This window comes from Kitasatospora cheerisanensis KCTC 2395 (assembly GCF_000696185.1).
GTDB classification, from domain to species: Bacteria; Actinomycetota; Actinomycetes; order Streptomycetales; family Streptomycetaceae; genus Kitasatospora; species Kitasatospora cheerisanensis.
In genome coordinates, this window is record NZ_KK853997.1 from 2,499,926 (window position 1) to 2,519,110 (window position 19,185).

The 19,185-nt window shown below is 66.9% G+C and carries 9 protein-coding genes, 1 other RNA gene and 2 pseudogenes; 4 read left to right on the plus strand and 8 right to left on the minus strand.

Annotated elements, in window-relative coordinates; genetic code table 11:
* Nucleotides 1-141: 141 nt before the first annotated feature.
* Nucleotides 142-3,567: an ATP-binding protein gene (locus KCH_RS42445; RefSeq protein ID WP_051652963.1), complete on the plus strand. Its 3,426-nt coding sequence runs from the start codon at nucleotides 142-144 to the stop codon at nucleotides 3,565-3,567.
* On the plus strand, nucleotides 3,564-4,736 hold the full coding sequence (locus tag KCH_RS11210; protein ID WP_035862118.1) for a Wadjet anti-phage system protein JetD domain-containing protein: 1,173 nt from the start codon (nucleotides 3,564-3,566) through the stop codon (nucleotides 4,734-4,736). The genes KCH_RS42445 and KCH_RS11210 overlap by 4 nt, the downstream gene beginning before the upstream one ends.
* Before the next feature lie 150 nt (nucleotides 4,737-4,886).
* On the opposite strand, the gene KCH_RS47165 is transcribed toward KCH_RS11210, so the two are convergent.
* The 7 genes and pseudogenes from KCH_RS47165 to KCH_RS11235 form a co-directional block, all read right to left on the minus strand.
* On the minus strand, nucleotides 4,887-5,648 hold the full coding sequence (locus KCH_RS47165) for a M48 family metallopeptidase (RefSeq protein WP_425268760.1): 762 nt from the start codon (nucleotides 5,646-5,648) through the stop codon (nucleotides 4,887-4,889).
* Complete coding sequence (locus KCH_RS11215) at nucleotides 5,626-8,934, minus strand: type I restriction endonuclease subunit R (RefSeq protein WP_051652964.1); 3,309 nt, start codon at nucleotides 8,932-8,934, stop codon at nucleotides 5,626-5,628. Before KCH_RS11215 ends, KCH_RS47165 begins: the two co-directional genes overlap by 23 nt.
* A gap of 8 nt (nucleotides 8,935-8,942) precedes the next feature.
* Nucleotides 8,943-10,163, minus strand: coding sequence for a restriction endonuclease subunit S (locus KCH_RS11220; protein ID WP_084223469.1), 1,221 nt, complete (start codon nucleotides 10,161-10,163; stop codon nucleotides 8,943-8,945).
* Nucleotides 10,156-12,606, minus strand: coding sequence for a type I restriction-modification system subunit M (locus tag KCH_RS11225; RefSeq protein WP_035862124.1), 2,451 nt, complete (start codon nucleotides 12,604-12,606; stop codon nucleotides 10,156-10,158). Before KCH_RS11225 ends, KCH_RS11220 begins: the two co-directional genes overlap by 8 nt.
* Before the next feature lie 508 nt (nucleotides 12,607-13,114).
* An RNA gene (rnpB, locus tag KCH_RS38420) (RNase P RNA component class A) lies at nucleotides 13,115-13,515 on the minus strand.
* A 13-nt stretch (nucleotides 13,516-13,528) separates the two neighbouring features.
* A complete protein-coding gene (locus KCH_RS11230) occupies nucleotides 13,529-14,992 on the minus strand; it encodes an MFS transporter (protein ID WP_035862127.1) in 1,464 nt (487 codons plus the stop codon).
* A 60-nt stretch (nucleotides 14,993-15,052) separates the two neighbouring features.
* Nucleotides 15,053-16,506, minus strand: a pseudogene (locus KCH_RS11235) (RNB domain-containing ribonuclease).
* Between the two features lie 137 nt (nucleotides 16,507-16,643).
* On the opposite strand from KCH_RS11235, the gene KCH_RS11240 reads away from it, so the two are divergent.
* Nucleotides 16,644-17,129, plus strand: coding sequence for a DUF3995 domain-containing protein (locus KCH_RS11240; RefSeq protein WP_051652966.1), 486 nt, complete (start codon nucleotides 16,644-16,646; stop codon nucleotides 17,127-17,129).
* Nucleotides 17,130-17,206: 77 nt separating this feature from the next.
* The gene (yaaA, locus tag KCH_RS11245) at nucleotides 17,207-18,004 is read left to right on the plus strand and encodes a peroxide stress protein YaaA (protein ID WP_035862129.1); all 798 of its coding nucleotides are present in this window, start codon (nucleotides 17,207-17,209) and stop codon (nucleotides 18,002-18,004) included.
* 24 nt (nucleotides 18,005-18,028) lie between these two features.
* Here the strand turns inward: yaaA and KCH_RS11250 are convergent.
* A pseudogene (locus tag KCH_RS11250) lies at nucleotides 18,029-19,181 on the minus strand (bifunctional RNase H/acid phosphatase).
* Nucleotides 19,182-19,185: the final 4 nt, after the last annotated feature.

Here is a 19,185-nt window from a genome sequence, read left to right on the forward strand (position 1 = left end):
CAAGGCGCTTCGCCAGACCAAGCAGGCAGGCCTGTACGACGTGCGGCGACACATCAAGGCCCTCGTCGACGCCCAGGTCCTCAGCGACTTCAACGACCTGCTCGCGACCTACCGCGACACCCTCACGTCGGAGGACGACGAATGAGCATCACCGCACCTGGAACCTCTCTCGTCCCGCGACAGTCAGGTCCGGGTGACAGCACCCTCGGCGTCGGCCCGGGCTTCAGGCTGGCCCGCCTGGAGGTGCTGAACTGGGGTACGTTCCACCGCAGCATCTGGGCCTTCGACGTCGACGGCCGCAACGCGCTGCTGACCGGCGGTGTGGGGTCGGGTAAGTCCACGCTGGTCGACGCGATGACCACCCTGCTTCTCCCCGCCAACAAGATCGCTTACAACAAGGCCGCCGGTGCTGAGTCGAAGGAGCGGAACCTGCGCTCCTACGTACTCGGCCACTACAAGAGCGAGCGCGTCGAGGCGACGAACAGCACCCGTCCGGTCGCTCTCCGCAGTGCCTCCTCGCACAGCGTGATCCTGGGCGTGTTCACCAACTACACCCTCGGTGTCCACGTCACACTCGCCCAGGTGTTCTGGGTGCCCGACGTCAACACCGGCCAGCCGGACCGCTTCTACGTCACCGCCGACACCCCGATGTCCATCGGCGCGGACTTCATCGACTTCGGCACCGACATCAACGACCTGCGCCAGCGGCTGCGACGCGGCGGCGCCACGATCCACAACACCTACCCGCCGTACGGAAAGACCCTGCGGCGCGGCCTCGGCATTCCCAGCGATCAGGCGCTGGATCTGTTCCACCAGACGGTGTCGATGAAGGCCGTGGGGAGTCTCGACGAGTTCGTCCGCGAGCGGATGCTCGAGCCGTTCGACGCGCAGGCCGAGGTCGACAAGATCGTCGCGCACTTCAACGCGCTGACGGCCAGCCATGACGAGGTCGTCCGGGCGAAGTCGATGATCGAGGCTCTCGGGCCGATCGTGGAAGCGTGCGACACCTGCGACGGAATCCAGCGCGAGATCGAGACGCTGCAGCGGCGCCGTGAAGCCCTACCAGTCTTCTTCGCCCAGCACCGCCACCACGTCCTAAGCCGGCGCGGCAGGGAGCTGGGGGCACGGTTCCGGGAGCTCACCGAACTCCAGGAGGGCCGCGAGACGCGGCTGGAGCAGCTCCGCGAGACCGCTGACATCCTGCGGCGCCGTATCGACGGTGCCGGCGGGGAGAAACTGGTGCGTTTGGACGCCAGGATCGAGGATCTCCGCCGCGAGCGTGACCGGCGCCGCGAGCGGGCGGCCGGGTACACGGGCTGGCTCGGCAAGGCCGGCCTGGATCCCGTCAGCGACGCGGTGTCCTTCTATGAGCGTTCCGGTCAGATCTCCGAGGTCCGCGCGCAGGTCACGCAGCAGGAACAACGTGCTCGCGACGAACTCGACGCCCTCGCCGTGGACCGCCATAACAACACCAAGGAATCCGACGAACTTCGCCGGGAGATCACCAGCCTGCAGAGCCAGCGCTCCAGCATTCCCTCCCGTCTTCTGGAGCTGCGGCAGAACCTCGCGACCGCTGTGGATGTTTCCGTCGACGAACTGCCGTTCGCAGGAGAGCTCATCCAGGTTCGCGACGATGAAGCCGTGTGGGCAGGCGCCGCCGAACGCGTCCTGCGCAGCTTTGCGTTGTCCCTCCTCGTACCCGAAGCCCAGTACGAGCAGGCGTCGGCGTGGGTGAACGGCCGGCATCTTGGATTGCGCCTGGTGTACTTCAAGGTGCCCGCCCGCGCCGAGGCCGCCGAGCTGCCGCCGGACCGGGATCTACTTCTGGGCAAGCTCGAACTCAAGGACGACAGTTGGGCACGCGACTGGCTCGCAGCGCAGCTTCGGACCCGCGCCGACTACGTGTGCGCTACCGACCTTGACGCCTTCACTCGCTCCACCCGCCCGGCGGTGACCCGGCAAGGCCTGGTCAAGAGCGGGGGCGGCCGACATGAAAAGAACGACACGTCCCGTGTCGACGACCGGAGCTCCTGGGTGCTCGGCTGGTCCAACCAGGCCAAGCTGGATGCGCTTCTCGTAAAGGCGGCGCAGCTGACGAAGGAGAGCGCGTCCATCACGACGCGCACCCGGGCGCTCAAGCAGCAGCAGACGGACCGGGCCGGAATTGGCGAGGCTCTGACACTTCTCGCAAGCGTCGGCTCGTACAGCGAGCTCGACTGGCAGGAATCCTCCGGCGAGATTGAGAAGACCGATCTGCAGAAGAAGGCTCTTGCGGCCGAGGCTGGCCTGGACAAGCTCACCGCTGATCTGGACGCGACCGACGCCGAGATCAAGCGCAGCCGCGCAGCCGCTGACAACGGCCGGGAGGAGCTCGGCGGTGTCCGGCACGACAGCGAGAAGGTGGAGTTCCAGCTCGCGGAGACTTCGGCGTTCCTGGAGCAGTCCGAGCTTGCCGCGGTGGCGGAGCACGAGCAGGCGCTGACGGCCTTCCTGCCGGCTTCCGCCCTGGGCGTGCACCACCTAGACCTGCTGCAGTCGGCCGAGACCCAGGCGTTCGCGAAGCTCAGCCGCGGGGTCGAGAGCCAGGGCAGGGCCCTCCAGAGTGCCACTGGCCAGGCCACCGTGAAGATGGCCGCGTTCCGCACCGACTTCCCGCAGTACGCAAAGGACCTGGACCACACCCTTGGCTCCGGGAAGGGTTACCGCGCGCTCCACGGTCAGCTGGTCAGCGATGACCTGCCCCGGTTCGAGGAGCAGTTCCGGCAGTACCTGCGCACCAACGTCATCCGCGACATCGCCTCCTTCCAGGCCCGCCTGCGCGCCCAGGAGCAGGAGATCGGCGAGCGCATCGGTGTCATCAACGGCTCGCTGGCGGCCATCGACTACAACCCAGGCCGGTACGTTCGCCTCAACGCCATCCCCACCGCCAACGTCGAGATCCGTGACTTCCGGCGCGAACTGCTCGAATGCACCAGCGACGCTCTGGCCACCGAAACCGACGGTGCCTACACCGAGGAGAAGTTCCTGCAGGTGAAGCGTCTCCTCGACCGGTTCAAGGGCCGCTCCGGGCAGAGCGACAAGGACGCCGAGTGGACCGCCCGTGTCACCGACGTCCGCCGCTGGTTCACCTTCTCCGCCAGCGAGTACAGCCGCGCCGACGACACCGAGTACGAGGTCTACTCAGACTCCGGGGGCAAGTCCGGCGGTCAGAAGGAGAAGCTCGCCTACACCATCCTGGCCGCCTCACTCGCTTACCAGTTCCGGATCGACCCCGAGGCCAAGAAAGCCAAGACGTTCCGCTTCGTCGTCATCGACGAAGCCTTTGGGCGCGGCGACGACGAGGCCGCCCACTTCGGCCTGGACCTCTTCCACCGCCTCGGGCTCCAGCTCCTCGTGGTCACTCCGCTGCAGAAACTGCACGTCATCGAACCCCACGTCAGTAGCGTCGGGTACGTCTACAAGCCCGACAAGGTCCACTCCCACATGGCCACTCTCACCATCCAAGAGTTCCGCGAGCGCCAGGCAGCAGCTCGTCAGCCGCTCCCTCACACCGAGGGCCGGTCGTGACCCCATCCCAGTGGACCCGCCCCGATCAGGTCGTCGCGGCGCTGCGCCGCAAGTGGACCGCCGGCCAGTTCCTGACCGCGGCCGCGCAGCGCCTCCCCTTCGAGCCCATCAGCATCCCACTCAAGGGCCCAGCCGCGGCGGACGTCACACGGCACTACGGCCAGGCACTGGCGTGGTCAGAGTCCTGGGCAGCCGGCCGGCATCCCCACCTGCGGATCCAGACCAAGACCGTCGGAGGCCGTAACAACACCCCCGCGAACACCATCCCCGACCGCGCCTGGGTCGACACCCGCGAAGACCTCTGGGCGGTCCTCGACGTTAACGCACAGGTCGACCTCTTCCACGCCCTCCACAGCGGCACTCTCCAGCAGGACCCGGACCTCGCCCAGTGGATGACCACTAACCCCATGAAGGCGCTCCAGGCCCACGCCCAATGGCAGCAGCTCGTCGACACCGTGAGCTGGATCGGGAACCATGCCACTGGCCCGATCTACCTCCGGCAGGTCGACGTCCCCGGCGTCGACACCAAGTTCATCGAGACCAACAAGGGCATCCTCGGTGAACTCCTCGACCACACCCTGCCAGCCGACCGCATCCACACCGGCGTCGCGAGAGGCGACTTCGCCGCACGCTACGGCTTCCTCACCAAGCCGCCATACGTACGGCTGCGCTACCTCGGCAACCAGCCAGGCCCGTTCAGCGAAATCACCGTCCGCGCCAGCGAGCTCACCGCACCGCCCTCAGGCGTTCACACCGTCTTCGTCCTCGAAAACGAAGTCACCTACCTGTCACTGCCCGATGTCCCCGGCGCGATCGCCATCCTCGGCTCCGGCTACGCCGCCGTCCTCCTGCGGTACCTGCCGTGGCTCGCCAACGTCGACCTCCGGTACTGGGGAGACATCGACACCCACGGCTTCGCCATCCTGAGCCAGGTCCGGCGCCACTTCCCTCACACCCGTTCGTTCCTCATGGACCGCAGTACCCTGCTGGACCACAAGGCGCACTGGGGCGAAGAGAAAACTCAGACGCCCGAGCAACCGGCTCACCTCACCCTCGACGAGGCTGAGGTGGAGCGGGATCTACGCCTGGGCACCTACAAACCGCACCTACGCCTGGAGCAGGAACGCATCCCCATTCGGACAGTGTTGCGGGCTCTCGCTGGGTCGTGAACGTGATCCACTCTCGGCCTGGTGGACCCGCCTTGATGAGACCGACACGGCAGGCCACCGGGCCACAATTGGCTCCACCCGGACCGGCCTGCCCTCAATGTGAACTAGCTGTCCGAGACATTGCCGTTCCGCTGGCTGGTTGGGCTAGCCCTAACTATCGGGTAGCCATAGGTGAGCGCCCACATCGGCGAGACGGGCGCGGCGAGCCTCATAGTCGGGCATGGCTCGCTCGACGACAGACCAAAAAGCGGCCGAATGGTCATGGTGCTGGAGATGTGCAAGCTCATGAACGAGCACGTAGTCAACCAAGGCAATCGGCAATTGCATCGTTGCCCAGTGGATATTCACGACGCCACGAGGAGAACAGGATCCCCATCGGTAGCCGAGCCTACGGACCGTAAGCTCGGCTACCGGTACGCGGAGGCGCTGTGCCCACGGGGCAGCGCGTTCAGGCAACCAGGCTTGCCCATGGCTGCGATACCAGTCGATCAAATCGTCGGCAGCAAAGCTCCGCCGGTCACGCCGAACCTGAAACCGGCCATGCACCAACTGCACTGGCGCCGGCGCGGCTTCGACAAACCTGAGTCGGTAGCTCCGACCGAGGTACGTGAAACCCTCCCCAGTGGCGAATCTCTTCGCTGGCCGGTTGGCAACCGCGGCGGCCCGGTCCTCGAGCTTGGAGTAGATCCAACGACGGCGGCCCTTGACCAGCTCCGTCAGTTGGTCAGCGGCAAGGCCGGCTGGGACCGCCGCAGTGACGCGCGCGTCACGCTCGACGGTCAGTCGCACGCCCCGCCTCTCGGCGGAGACAACGACATTGATGTCAAGGCCGCCGATGTTCATCGGCCCTGACTCGAGCGGGGGTGTGTCACCCCTGCGGGCGGCAGCCCTACCGAGTGCGCTGGAGTTCATGTCGACGGTGGCTCACGATCTCGAACAATTTGTCCGCAAGGTGCGCGGCGTGATGAGACTCGCCAACCTCAGCAGTGACAAGGACACCGACAATGGCCTTCTGGAAATCGCTCCGCGCGACCTGGTTGTTCCAGAAGTTCTTCTTGCGGGTCCGGTCAAACGCGAGGCTCTCGATCTCCGTGACAACGCTGACGAAGTGGTCTCGGGTTGTATCCGGCACGATGCCATCAGTCAGGACCTCTTCCACAATGGCACCATACAGGGCCTGCTCCAGCTTGCTGAGCTTACCGAGAGTGGCGTCCTCACTGTTTGATCCATACTCGTGCACCTGGATGACCTCGTCCACGAGCGCCTGGAAGAGCAGAACTTGCTGCTCCCACTGTTCCGCATACTCCGCCAAGATCTGCTCCAGGCGTTCACGGAGCTTCCCGTACTCGGCGGGATCTTGGTTGAAGTAAACGTCGAGGTGATGGCGGATCGCGTGCTGCATCTCCGACGCCTGTGCCTTCGCCCCTGGCAGGGCCTGGACCTTCGGGGCGAAATCCTGTGCCGTGATCTCTGCCGGCGGTATCACCTGGGAGACGCCCAGCGCGATGACATGCCGGTCGATCAACTCGCGGACCTTCTCGCCGTACAGTGAGGGATCGAACTCCGCCATCTCCCGGTAGCGGGCCCTGGTCCACTTCGCTACCAGCGCGAAGAGTCGCACGTCCGCAAGGAACGGCTTGGCCTCGCTACGCGGCATCACCGTCTCCACTGCCATAAGGAACTTCCGGAGAGCGACCTCGAACTTGTCGCGCAGATCCTCATCAGCCAGGAGTTCCACGCATGCTTCGATCGAGAGCGGGTCGTCTGCGGGAGAGACTCCCCGGTCTGTGAAGAGCATCATGAGCCGGTTACGGCGCGGCTCCAACTTCGCGATCTCGACTGCGAAGTCGATGGGCTTACCCTCAGCGTCGTCGGCGCTGTACGCCTCCATCGCAGCCTGCAGATGCTTGGAGACCCCGGCATAGTCGACCACGAACCCACAGGCCTTGCGGTCGGCCACCCTGTTCACACGTGCCACCGCTTGGAGGAGCTCTGCCTCCTTGATCCGTCGGTCGAGGTACATCGCCTGCTCGATCGGAGCGTCGAATCCGGTCAGCAGCATCGTGCGCACGATAAGGAACGCGATCGGCTTGTCACTCTCAGAGGGACTCTCAGGGAAGGCCTTGCGGAATCGATCGATCGCAGCTTCCTGGCCTGCGCCATCCGTCCAAGTGGCGAGGTCCTCAGTGTCATTCTGACCCTCAGAGATCACAGGCACGAAGTCAATCGTCTTCAGCAGGTCCAGCTTGCGACGTGCCGCTACCTGCACGGCCTGGCGGCCCTTGAGCTCCTCCGGCGCCTTCTCAAGGAGTGCTTCCGAAAGCTTCTCCGCCTCAGCCACCAACTCCGCGCGAGCCGCGAGCAGGGCATCGCGATACCTGACTGCCACCCTCCGCGTGTGCGCAACCACTTGCGCCTTGAACCCGTTGGGCATCACTCCGGAGACATAGTGAGCCAGCATGTCTCGCGCCTTCTTGCGTACCAGGCTGTCTGCGGCCAGCACATCGCTGGTGGTCGCGTAGCGCTCCTGCAGCTGGTCGTACTCTTCGTCTGTGAGCTCCGGAAAGTACTGGGCGATCGCGTCTTCAAGATCTTCGGCCTCAGCGATAGCACCCTTGGCGATCCGGCCTTCGTAAACGATGGGGACGATCGCCCCGTCCTCCTCGGCTTCCTTCAGCCGGTACTTGTCGATGAACTGCCCGAAGATGTTGGTCGTGCGGTTCTTCTCCCGCATGATGATCGGCGTGCCAGTGAAACCGATCCGCGCCGCGTTCGGAAGTGACTCCATCAAGTTCTGGTGCAGCGCCGATCCCTGCGACCGGTGGGCCTCGTCCACCAGGATCAAGATCGACTCATCATCGTTGAGCAAGTCCCATCCAGGCGATCGATCATGCGCGAGAGTGTCCCCAGAAGCCTTCGCCTTGGCAGCGTCCACCTGCTTCTGGATCATCACGAAGACCATCCCAGGGCCCTTGCGGGAGAGCACCCCTGGTACGCCCTTGGAACGCTTGATCACATCGGGCTTCTCATCCGCCAGCTTCGCAGTCTCTGAGAGCTGCTTCTGCAGCTGCGTTCGATCAGTGATCAACACGACCTTGAAGTGACCAAGCCCAGGAGTGGACCGCATCTTACGCACCAGGAACACCATGGTCAGCGACTTCCCAGATCCCTGGGTGTGCCAGATGATCCCACCGCGCCTATCGCTATCGCCATCCTCGGCGAGAGTCTTGCCGCTGAGAAGACGCTCGACCGACTTGCACACGGCCCGGTACTGCTGGTAGCGGGGAGCGATCTTGACACGCCGGCTGCCACCGTTGTCCACGTCGACTTCCATGAACACCATGAAGTTCCGCGTGATGTCAAGCAATCGGTGGGGGTGCAGTACCCCGGCTGCGAGGACCTCCTGCTCCCTCAGCGCTGCCTCGCTCTTGCCCAGCATTGACGCAAGCTCTGACTTTGTGACCGGATAGGGGTCGCGCCAGACGGCATAGTGGCCAGGGCCAGAGGTGAACGTGCCCAGCAAAGCCTGATTCCCGCATGTCGCCACGGTGAGCTGCGCAGTGTGAAACAGTTTCTCATTGCCCTCGGGCATCACGGCGCCACGCTGATTAGAGTAGCGCCGCAACTGTTCGATCGCCTGGGCGGTCGACCCGCCATGGAACGTTGGCTTCTTGCACTCAATAACGACCAGCGGGATGCCGTTGACAAACAACACTATGTCCGGAACAACCGATTTCTTCCGGTTAGTGCCAGGCACGTAAAGCCGGAACTGTGAAATCGCAAGGAAGTCATTACGATTGGGGTCAGTGAAGTCAATAAACCTAACTCGTTGACCGCGGCCTCCTTCCCACCCCTCAATGCCGTCGACAACGGTTCCGTCCAACAGCACTTGAGTCGTCTCACTGTTCGCTTCAAGCAGTGAGGTCGCCCCAAGTCGGGTTAACGCGCCAATTGCCTGTCCGATGCGCTCATCGTCCAGCCACTCGTTGCCCGCAGGGTCAAGGTTCAGCTTTCTCAGCTGCTTGCGCAGGATACCAAGGAGCAGGGGCTCAGAGAACGAGGAACGAAGGGACGCATTCGGGTCCGTCGGCTCCATAGGCCCCGCCGGCCCTCCGCGCTGGTGCCGCCATCCCATCCCTTCAAGCTGCCCGATCAGCGGCGACTCGACCAGCACGAACTCGTATCCCGACTCCGACATAATTCCCCCTACTGGCAGGTCCCACCAGGCACGCGGACTCGCCCCACGAAAAGATCATCCATCAGGCCCTGCTTTATCCTACCGAGCTCCGCCAGGTGACGCTTCTCAACGTCAATCGAATCCTGCCATCCAATTAGCGATCGCTCCATCGCAATCTGCTCTTCTAGCGGCGGAGCGGAAAGCGGCAAGCTCCGCAATGTCTCAGATCGAATGGAGGACATAATTCCCCCTTGGACATCCTGACCGAGATGGTCCAGGACCCACGGCGCATAGTTGATCTGCATACACGCCAGCAGCGGCCGATAGCGCGCCGGATCGAGGCTAATCGTCCACGTGTGCTTCGACGACAGCGCTTGACCAATCCACTCTGGAACCACGCAGCAGCGCCCAACCGTTCCCATGATTGTGATCATTAGGTCATTGGGGCGAACCTGATAGCGCCGGAGCTCACGAAACTTTTCAGCCGTTACGAACCTTGTGAAATCGCCAACAAACCGTTCGACCTGAACGTTGTCAATCCCCAAGAGTGGAGTTCCAGACTCCACCAGATCCTCTTTGAGTAGGGAGCTGCCAAACGGACCGCTGCGCATAGCCGGGTCCACATCGGCCAAGAGTTCGTTGATGCGCCGCACAGGCCAGCGTTCAGGGGAAAGAAGTTCAAGCATTGTGCTGATGCGCAGCTGCTCAAGTTTGGCAACTAGTTTGCGAGTCCCGGCGATTTGCCGGTCGATCGAGTCGATGATGTCCGCAATCCGCTGCTGCTCGAAGATCGACGGAACGCCAATTCGATAGTCCGCCACAAGCTTCGTTTCAAGTCGACCGGTCCCATGGCTGGCCTCATCGACCAGCTTCAAGATGTCCGGCTCGGCTGCTTTCACAGCCCATCCGAGGTAGCGCGGATCAATCCCTTCATGTGGAATCAGCGCTTTGCAGTCTTGACCGAATGCGACAGTCCTGCCTGTAACTCCGACTCGAAGTTCTGACTTGAGACTCATTCCACGTACAACGAAAATGGTCGTTCCCGGCGGTACTAGTCGAGTACCGCTGCGAGCGCCAAGCTCGGTCAACCGCCGGGCTGAATCCTCGATATTGAAGTCCTTTAGGCTCGCTGCACTGATCCATGGGATACTTCCATCCCAGTAAGCTGGATCATCTGTTGAGGGGGTCCCTCCGGACATCCACTCGGCAACGTCGCCAAGCCGTCTTGTGGGCCATTCTTGCTCACGCATAGCCGAGCTCCTCAAGGTACTCAGAAAGCTGCGCTGCGGCAGCGGCTCGCTGAGCCTCAAGATCTGCCAAAGTTACCGCATACTTGTCGCCCCAAGTTCTGTAGGCGTCGATGAGAGATCGGCGGCCGGCAAGCAAGAACCGAGTCAAGCGAGTGTGCAGGTCCTCACTGAGGAACTGGAGAACATAATTACGGGTCTCGACATCAGAAAGCATGTCAGCGGCACACTTCAGCTCAGCAACAAAGGTCGCGCGAAGTTCCTTTACGTTTGCCTTGGCTTGTTTGAGTTCGGCTTTAAGTCGACGCAGCTCCGCCGGACTCAGCACCTCCTCGGCATCGTCGCTCTCTTCCTCACCGTCGTCCGCTGACTTCTTGGCAGTCGCAGCCTTGATGCGTACGTCCAGCTCTGCGGCTCGCAGCTCTGAGCTCTCCAGAGCCTCGACATAGGAGGGGATTAGGACAGGCACCAGGCGGTGATCTCGGGCACGCCGCTGATCGCTGCGAAGCCGGGTGAGGGTCTTTGCGTCAGCATCTTCAGGCTCATCGAAGGCCGACTCAATGTTAGCCACCCACCGGTCGACCACGGCACGGAACCCATTAGCAGACAGACTCTTCAAGTCATGCTGTGAGTCGTACCACCATGCAGCCACAGCACCAGCGAGTTGATGCCGATCTAGGACGCCGAGAGGTTCGAGCGCTGAGACAAAGGAATCCAAGAGCTCCTCTCGGGTATTCGTGAGCTTCTTGGTGAGCGGGAGTTCGACGAGTCGGTATTCGTGCTTTGCCCACCATGTTTCGTAGGCATCAGCAACCTCACGCTCGCGCTCGGCCACCAATTCTGGGATACGGGCAGCAGCAGCCTCGTAACCGTCAGCCGGGAACGCGTAGTAGTCACTACCCATCTCGACAAAGAGCGTCGATGGATCGAGACCGTATGCCGCGAACTGTTCGATCTTCGCAGCAACCTCCGACATCGGCACACCGCCATGCAGGTGCGCACGCACATCCTGCGGCTCGGAAGGCGGAGTATTGTCGACGTAGCGACGAATGTTGAGGTTGAAGTCATTCTTCTCCAGCTCTGCCAGTGACACCACTCGGGCGAATCCCGGGATATCACGACGCTCCTGGAAAGCAGCAACAATCTTCTCTGCGTGCTGCGGGTCAAGGTAGTTCTGCGCTCGACCGGGAGTGAACTCCCTGTCAGCATTGATGAATAGGACCCCGTTACGCTGACCCTCTGGAACCCCATTCGATCCGCGTACAACTAGGATGCATGCCGGGATGCCAGTTCCGTAGAAGAGGTTAGGGGGCAGGCCGATCACAGCATCAAGGCGGTTCTCCTCGATGAAGCCTCGGCGGATCTTCTTCTCCTCGCCGCCACGAAATAGCACTCCATGTGGCATAACCGAGGCGCCAATTCCGTCAGGTTCCAGGACGGCAAGAACGTGCTGGATGAACATCAGGTCGGCCTTTTTTCCTGACTCCGGACACCAGCCGTACTTCATCCGCTCCTGGTGCACCATCCCCTTACGCGCGTAGTTCAGCGAGAATGGCGGGTTGGTCAGCACCCGGTCAAACCGGATGAGTTCACCGTCCTGCTCATGTGCGGGAGCAGAGAGAGTGTCATCGTTACGCAGATCAGCGTCGGCGATCCCATGAAGGATCATGTTCATCTTCGCCATCGCCCAGACTCCGCCGTTGTACTCCTGCCCGGCGAGATCAAGCGTGGCGGCGTCATGTCCATGATCTTCGACGTACTCCTTGGCAAGGATCAGCATGCCGCCCGATCCACAGCAAGGGTCATAAACCGACATCTCTTCGTCCGGTTTGACCAGGCGTACCATCATGCGCACCACAGCCCGGGGGGTGTAGAACTCGCCGCCCTTCTTGCCGGCCGAGTCTGCAAACTCTCCGATCAAGTACTCGTATGCGTGCCCAAGCAGGTCCGGGAACTCGAAGTCTTCATTTCGCAGTCGGTAACGGCCGAAGTGGTCGACAAGCTGCTGGAGCTTGACGTTACTCAACGATGCTTGGCCGACCTTGCGGCTGAAGTCGATGTGCTCCAGGACGTCGTCCAGTGCCGGACTGTTCGCTTCCGAGAGCGCACCCATCGCCACGTTCAGGGTCTCGGCAACCTTCACATCCGAGTTGCGAGACCTGTCGACGATCGTGCGCCAGCGCGCTTCCTCAGGCACGTAGAACTGACCGCGCGCATAGTGGTGAGGCATCTCTGCGTTCTTCTCGGCGGCCTCCGGCGGCTTGCCCGCCTTCAGCTGGTCAGCGATGACCCGTTCACGCAGCTCGTCGAACTGATCCGAGGCACGCTTCAGGAACAGCATGCCAAAGATGTACTCCTTGAACTCGGAGGCATCCATCTTTCCTCGAAGGATGTCCGCCGCCGCGTACAGGTGCCGTTCCAACTGGGGCAGGGTCAGCCTTGCCACCCACGCCTCGCTTCCATCGTTCGTCGCAGTGATCTCACGGTCACAAGTCTGGCAGCCACGCTAGACGAGGGCACCGACATCCACGAAATGGTGCTTCATGACGCCCGCAACTGCGGCAAGCGCAACTGCGTGGGCCACGCCTCATCCAGGAGCCTGTGCCGACCCGGCGATCACCTAGCTTCGGAGAGGAGGCCAGAGTCACGGCCGTCCATCCACCACCTCAGCGGTTTCCACCGCACTGGCCCGACGTCGGTGAGGCCCCTCGGTCCCCTCGGACGACCAACGCATCAGCCACCGGGCCTCGGCGGAGGCCGTCAGCCCCTTCAGGCCACCTGCTCAAGCGGCCTCCATCGGGTACGCATCCCAGGGACTTTTCAGGGACTTTCAGCTCTGTCTGAGGGACTTTCGAGGGACGTTTTGCCGCCTACCACGGCAAGCCCCTGAAAGATCGGAAAGGGCCTCCGACACAGGTCAGAGGCCCTTCCGGGGGCAAAGCCCCTGGTACGGCGGATGGAGCCGGCCTGTACGCCGGGTTCTGTCACCCGGGTCGCTTGCGCGGCCCGGGGAGACGGCCATCCATCTAGGGCTGCCGTTGCCGACAGCCTCGTGCGGTCCACCCGCGAACTCGGGCGAGCAGCCCTCGAACATTCGCGCACGACACCCGAGGGTGTCGATCTTGACCTTGCTCCGAGTGGGGTTTACCTAGCCGGCCGAGTCACCTCGGTCGCTGGTGGTCTCTTACACCACCGTTTCACCCTTACCCTCCGCCGAAGCGGTGGGCGGTCTGCTTTCTGTGGCACTGTCCCGCGGGTCACCCCGGGTGGGCGTTACCCACCACCCTGCTCTGTGGAGCCCGGACGTTCCTCGGCGGGCCCCGAAGGGACCCGACGCGACCGCCCGGCCGGCTCGTCCGCCGTACTGGTCATGGTAGCCGCTCCGCGGACGCTCCCCGTACGCCGCCCTGCGCGTGGTCGAAACGGGCCGCCACCCGGGCCGCCGTACCGGCCGCCCACGGGGTGGTGGTGACCAGGCCGAGCAGGAACACGGTCAGGCCCAGGCCGGTGACGATCCACCAGCCGGCGTGCGTGGCGGGCGCGAAGCCGCCGGCCCGGGCGACCGCGCCGGTGACCACCGTGCCGATCACGGCGACGCCCAGCGACTGGCCGACCTGCCGGCTGGTGGAGGCGACCGCGGCGGCCACCCCGGCCTGGGCGAGCGGCATGCCGGAGACCGCCGAGTTGGTGATCGGCGCGTTCACCAGGCCGAAGCCCAGACCGAACAGCGCGTACGCGGGCAGCAGCAGGAGGGCCGGGGAGTCCGCCGTCAGCCGGGTCAGCAGCACCCCGCTGGCGGCGATCGCCGCACCGGCGGCCAGCAGCGGCAGGCGCGGGCCGCGGCTGCCGACGATCCGGCCGGACAGCGGCGCGGCCAGCAGCGTCAGCCCGGCCATCGGGAGCGTCCACAGGCCGGCCGCCACCGGGCTGTAGTGGCGCACGTTCTGCAGGTACAGGGTGTTCAGGAACAGGAAGCCGCCGAGCGCGGCGAACGCGCACACCGCCGTCACGGTGGCGCCGGTGAACGGGGCGCTGCGGAAGAACCGTGGATCGACCAGCGGCTCCGCCACCCGCCGCTCCCAGAACGGGAACGCCAGCAGTGCGGCCAGCGCGACCGCGGCCAGCGCCAGGATCAGCGGCGAGGTCCAGCCGTGGCCGGGGCCCTCGATGATCGCCGCGGTGCCGCAGCCCAGCAGCAGCACCATCAGCACCTGGCCGACCGGGTCGAGCCGGCGGGCCCGGGGCGCCCGCGACTCGGGGACGTGACGGACCGTCAGCAGGCAGGCCGCCAGCCCGACCGGGATGTTGATCAGGAAGATCGACGGCCAGCCCGCGGCGTCCACCAGGAAGCCGCCGATCAGCGGCCCGAGCGCCATGCTGATGCCGACCACGCCGCCCCACACGCCGATCGCCTGCGCCCGTTCCTTCCGGTCGGTGAAGGTGTTGGTGATGATCGACATCGCCACCGGGTTGAGCATCGACCCGCCGACCGCCTGCACCGCGCGGAACGCGATCAGCCAGCCCAGGCCCGGGGCCAGGCTGCACAGCAGCGAGCCGAGCACGAACAGCAGCAGCCCGGTCTGGAACACCCGCTTGCGGCCGATCCGGTCGGCGATCGAGCCGGACAGCATCAGCAGCGAGGCCAGCACCAGCGTGTAGGCGTCGATCACCCACTGCAGGCCGGAGGCGGGCGCGCCCAGGTCGTGCTGGATCGCGGGCAGCGCGATGTTCACCACGGTGTTGTCCAGGCCGACGATGAACAGGCTCAGGCAGCAGATGGCCAGGACGATCAGCCGGTGGCGGCGGTCGGGCACGGCGATCGATCGGCTCATCCTCCGATCATCGCACCGGCTCCCGCCCTCCCCCGAGGGCCCGCCCGCCCCCACGGCACCTCACGCGTCCGGCACCAGCGCGAACCGGACCGTCCGCGTCACCGGGTCCGCGAGGGTCAGCCGGACGGTGACCCGGCGGCCCAGCGGCAGCCGGTCCGCCGCGTCGCACTTCGCCACCACCGCGGGCTCGCGCAGCTGCACCGTGCCGACGGTGGGCCGGCGCTCGTCCACGTCGACCACCACCGCCGGGAACTCCTCGCCCTCCCGGCCGCGCAGCAGCTCGGTCTCCACCAGGTCGACGCAGGCGCGCTCCACCTCGTGCGCCCGGCGGTCGCCGCTCTCCATCAGGCCGGGCACCAGCGGCAGCGTGTCCCGCACCCAGGCCGGGACGTCGGCGCCGCCGGCCACCGCCAGGCAGATCTCCAGCGCGTACCGGTCGCCGAGCCGGCGCAGCGGCGCCGTGCAGTGGGTGTAGGGGGCGGCCAGCGCGGCGTGGCCCGGGTCGGCCGGCGGGGCGGTGCCGCGGGCGGTGTCGAAGGCGTGGTAGCCCGCGCCGCGCAGCAGGCCGGTGCACTCGTTCAGGAACGCGGCGTCGGCGGTCCGGGCCGGGTCGAGGGAGCGGATCAGCTGCGGGTAGGGCAGGCCGTCCGGCCAGGGCACGCCGAGTGCGGCGGCGACCCGGCGCAGCCGCGCGTAGGCCGGCTCCGGGCGGCGGGCAGGGTGCGCAGCAGGCCGATCCCGGCGTCCAGCATCAGTTCGGCGGCGGCCATGCCGGTCAGCAGCGAGATCTGCGCGTTCCAGCCGTCGGCGGGCCGGGGGGCGCGGTAGGCGAGCCGGTAGCCGCCGTTGGCCGCCACCACCTCCTGCTCGGGGATCGGCAGGCTGACGCCGCCGCGGGCCTGCTCCTGCGCCTCGCGGAGCCGGCCGATCTCGGCGAGCAGGGTGAGCTGCCCGTCCGCGGCGCCGGCGTCGATCCGGTCCTGGACGGTCGCGTAGTCCAGCCGGCGGCGCGAGCGCACCCGGGCCCGGCGCAGGTCGGCCAGCACCAGCCCGCCGTCGGCGTCCAGGTCGAGCTGCCAGAGCAGGGCGGGCCGCAGCTCGCCGGGCAGCAGGCTGGCCGCGCCCTCGGACAGCCGGGCGGGGTGCAGCGGCACGTTGCCGTCCGGGAAGTACAGCGTCTGGACGCGGCGGCCCGCCTCGGTGTCGATCGCGCCGCCCGGGGAGACGTACGCGGCGACGTCGGCGATCGCGTAGTGCACCCGGTAGCCGCCGGGGCGGCGGGAGAGGTGCATGGCCTGGTCGAGGTCGCGGGAGTCCGGCGGGTCGAGCGTGAACAGGTCGAGGTCGGTCGCGTCGGACTCCGGCAGCCGGGGCAGCGAGGCGGCCCGGTCGGCCTCCGCGAGCACCTCCGGCGGCCAGTCGGTGCGGATCTCCAAGCGGCTTCTGAGGTCGGCGAGTTCGGTGTTGATCCTGGCGGTCTGGGCGGCCCGGACGCTGAGGTGTCGGCGCGGCATGGACGCAGCGTAAGACGCAGTAGCGTGGTTGGCGCGTCGGACCGGCCGGTGAAGCCGGTTGTGGCGCACGGGGATTGACGTGGGAAGGGGCGCGCCGTGACCGAGCGGGCGGACATCCGGCAGGGCGCGGCGCCGCGGTGCCGGTGCTGCGGGGACGGGCGGCCGCGGGCGCGGACGCCGCCCCGGACGAGGTCGGGCGCGGGGTGCGGGTCACGGCGGCGGCCGTGGCCGGGACGCTGGCCGCAGTGGGCGCGCTGCACCTGGTGTGGGCCCGTTCTCCCTGGCCGTGCCGGGACCGCGAGCGCTTCGCCGAGCTGGTGGTCGGCGTCGGCCCGGAGCAACTGCCGTCCGCGGGGGCCTGCCTGGGGGTGGCCGGGCTGCTCGGCGCCGCCGCCGGCCTGGTCGGGTCGCGCGGCGGGGTGCTGCCCCCGGTCGGCCCGCGCCGGCTCCGCACCGCCGGCGCCGCAGCCGTGGCCGGCGTCCTGCTGGCCCGCGGCCTGGCCGGTCCGGTGGCCTTCGCCCGGCGCTCCCCCGCCTTCGTCCGCCTGGACCGCCGCCTGTACGCCCCCCTCTGCCTGGCCCTGGGCACGGGCGCGGCGGCGGTCGCCGCGAAGGGGCGGTAGCGGGCCGGATTCCGGTTGCGCCCGCGCAGGTCGTTAGGGTTGACGGGGTCTGCTGTGGGTCGTCGAGAGGTGTCGTCGTGCTGGTTCTGCTGCCGCCGTCGGAGGGGAAGGCCGCGCCGGAGGCCGGGGTTCCGGTGGAGGTGGCGGGGCTGTCGCTGGCGGGGCTGACCGGGGCGCGGGAGAAGGCGCTGCGGGCGCTGGTGGAGCTGTGCTCGGGGGACGAGGAGCGGGCCGCCGAGGTGCTGGGGCTGAGCAAGGGCCTGCGCGGGGAGGTGGCCAAGAACGCGGGGCTGCTGACGGCGGGGGCACGGCCGGCCGGCGAGGTGTACACCGGGGTGCTGTTCGACAGCCTGGGCCTGGCGAAGCTGGACGCCGCGGCGTACGCCCGTGCCGAGCGGTCGCTGCTGGTGTTCTCCGGCCTGTGGGGCGCGGTGCGGATCGGCGACCGGATCCCGCCGTACCGCTGCGCGATGGGCGTGAAGCTGCCGCCGCTGGGCGCGCTCGGCCCGTACTGGCGGGCGGAGATGGACGGGGTGCTCCCGGAGGTGGCGGACAGCCTGGTGCTGGACCTGCGCAGCTCGGCGTACGCGGCGGCGTGGAAGCCGGCCGGGGAGCTCGCGGGCCGGACGGTGACGGTGCGGGTGCTGCAGGAGCGCGAGGTGGACGGGGTGCTGAAGCGTTCCGTGGTCAGCCACTTCAACAAGGCGACCAAGGGCCGCCTGGTGCGCGACCTGCTGGTCGGCGGCCTGGAGCCGGCCGGCCCGGGCGAGCTGGTGGACGCGCTCCGGCAGCTGGGCTACCGGGTGGAGGTCTCCGCGCGGGGCGCGGCCCGCAAGCCGTGGCAGCTGGACGTCGTGGTGACGGACGTGCACTGACGGTCCGTCACCACGACGGCGGGCTCAGCGCAGGTGCGCGGTGTCGTTCAGCAGGCGCAGCGACGCGTTGCCGTCGCCGTAGTACTGGACGGCGCACAGCGAGGCCGCGGACAGTTCCATCCGGTGCACGGCGTCCGGCGGGGCGCCGAGGGCGAGTCGCACCAGCGTCTTGATCGGGCTGACGTGCGAGACCACCAGGACGGTCTTGCCGGGGTAGCGGGCGAGGATCTTGTCGCGGGCCTGCCCGGACCGGTGGGCGAGGGTGGTGAGCGACTCGGCGCTGCCGGTGGGCTTGGCCTTGGCGGAGCCCAGGAAGGCGTTCAGGTCGTCGGGGTGACGCTCCATCACCTCGGCGAAGGTGAGGCCCTCCCAGGCGCCGAAGTCCAGCTCCCGCAGGCCCTCCTCGATCCGCACCTCCAGGCCGAGCCGGCGGGCGACGGCCTCCGCGGTCTGCCGGCAGCGCAGCATCGGCGAGGAGACCACGGCCTGCACGGTGCCGCGCGCGGCGAGCGCCTCGGCGGCCCGCTCGGCCTGCCAGACGCCCTTCTCGGACAGGCCCGGGTCGCTGCCGGTGCTGCCGGAGAACCGTTTGTGCGGGGTGAGCGGGGTCTCGCCGTGCCGCAGCATCACCAGCGTGGTGGGGGTGCCGAGGTCGGCGGGCCCGGCCCAGCCGGCCCGGGGGCGGGGGCGGCGGGCAGCGGCTCGTCCACCGCGGGGCGGCGGCCGGGGCGGCGGCGCGGGGCCTGGGCTCCCACTGGCGGCCCTGCTTGCCGGCGTCCATCGCCTCGTTGGCGAGCCGGTCCGCCTCCTTGTTCTTCTCCCGCGGGATCCACTTGTACTCGACGCTGCCGCGCGGGGCGATGCCGCGGGCCTCGGCGGCGAGCGGCTGCATGTCCGGGTGCTTGATCTTCCAGCGCCCGGACATCTGCTCGACGACCAGCTTGGAGTCCATCTCGACCAGGATCCGGGCGTCCGGGTCCAGGTCGCGGGCCGCCCGGAGTCCGGCGATCAGGCCCTTGTACTCGGCGACGTTGTTGGTGGCGCGGCCGATGTACTCGGCGGCCTCGGCCAGGATCTCGCCGGTGCGGGCGTCGAGGACGACCGCACCGTAGCCGGCCGGCCCCGGGTTGCCCCGGGAGCCGCCGTCGGCCTGGACGATGAACTGGGCTCCGGCCACCGGG

Bases quoted from the DNA above. Each gene is read 5' to 3' on its own strand.
- KCH_RS42445 (WP_051652963.1), top strand. From the start codon at position 142: ATGAGCATCACCGCACCTGGAACCTCTCTCGTCCCGCGACAGTCAGGT.
- KCH_RS47165 (WP_425268760.1), bottom strand. From the start codon at position 5,648: ATGAACTCCAGCGCACTCGGTAGGGCTGCCGCCCGCAGGGGTGACACA.
- KCH_RS11215 (WP_051652964.1), bottom strand. From the start codon at position 8,934: ATGTCGGAGTCGGGATACGAGTTCGTGCTGGTCGAGTCGCCGCTGATC.
- KCH_RS11220 (WP_084223469.1), bottom strand. From the start codon at position 10,163: ATGCGTGAGCAAGAATGGCCCACAAGACGGCTTGGCGACGTTGCCGAG.
- KCH_RS11230 (WP_035862127.1), bottom strand. From the start codon at position 14,992: ATGAGCCGATCGATCGCCGTGCCCGACCGCCGCCACCGGCTGATCGTC.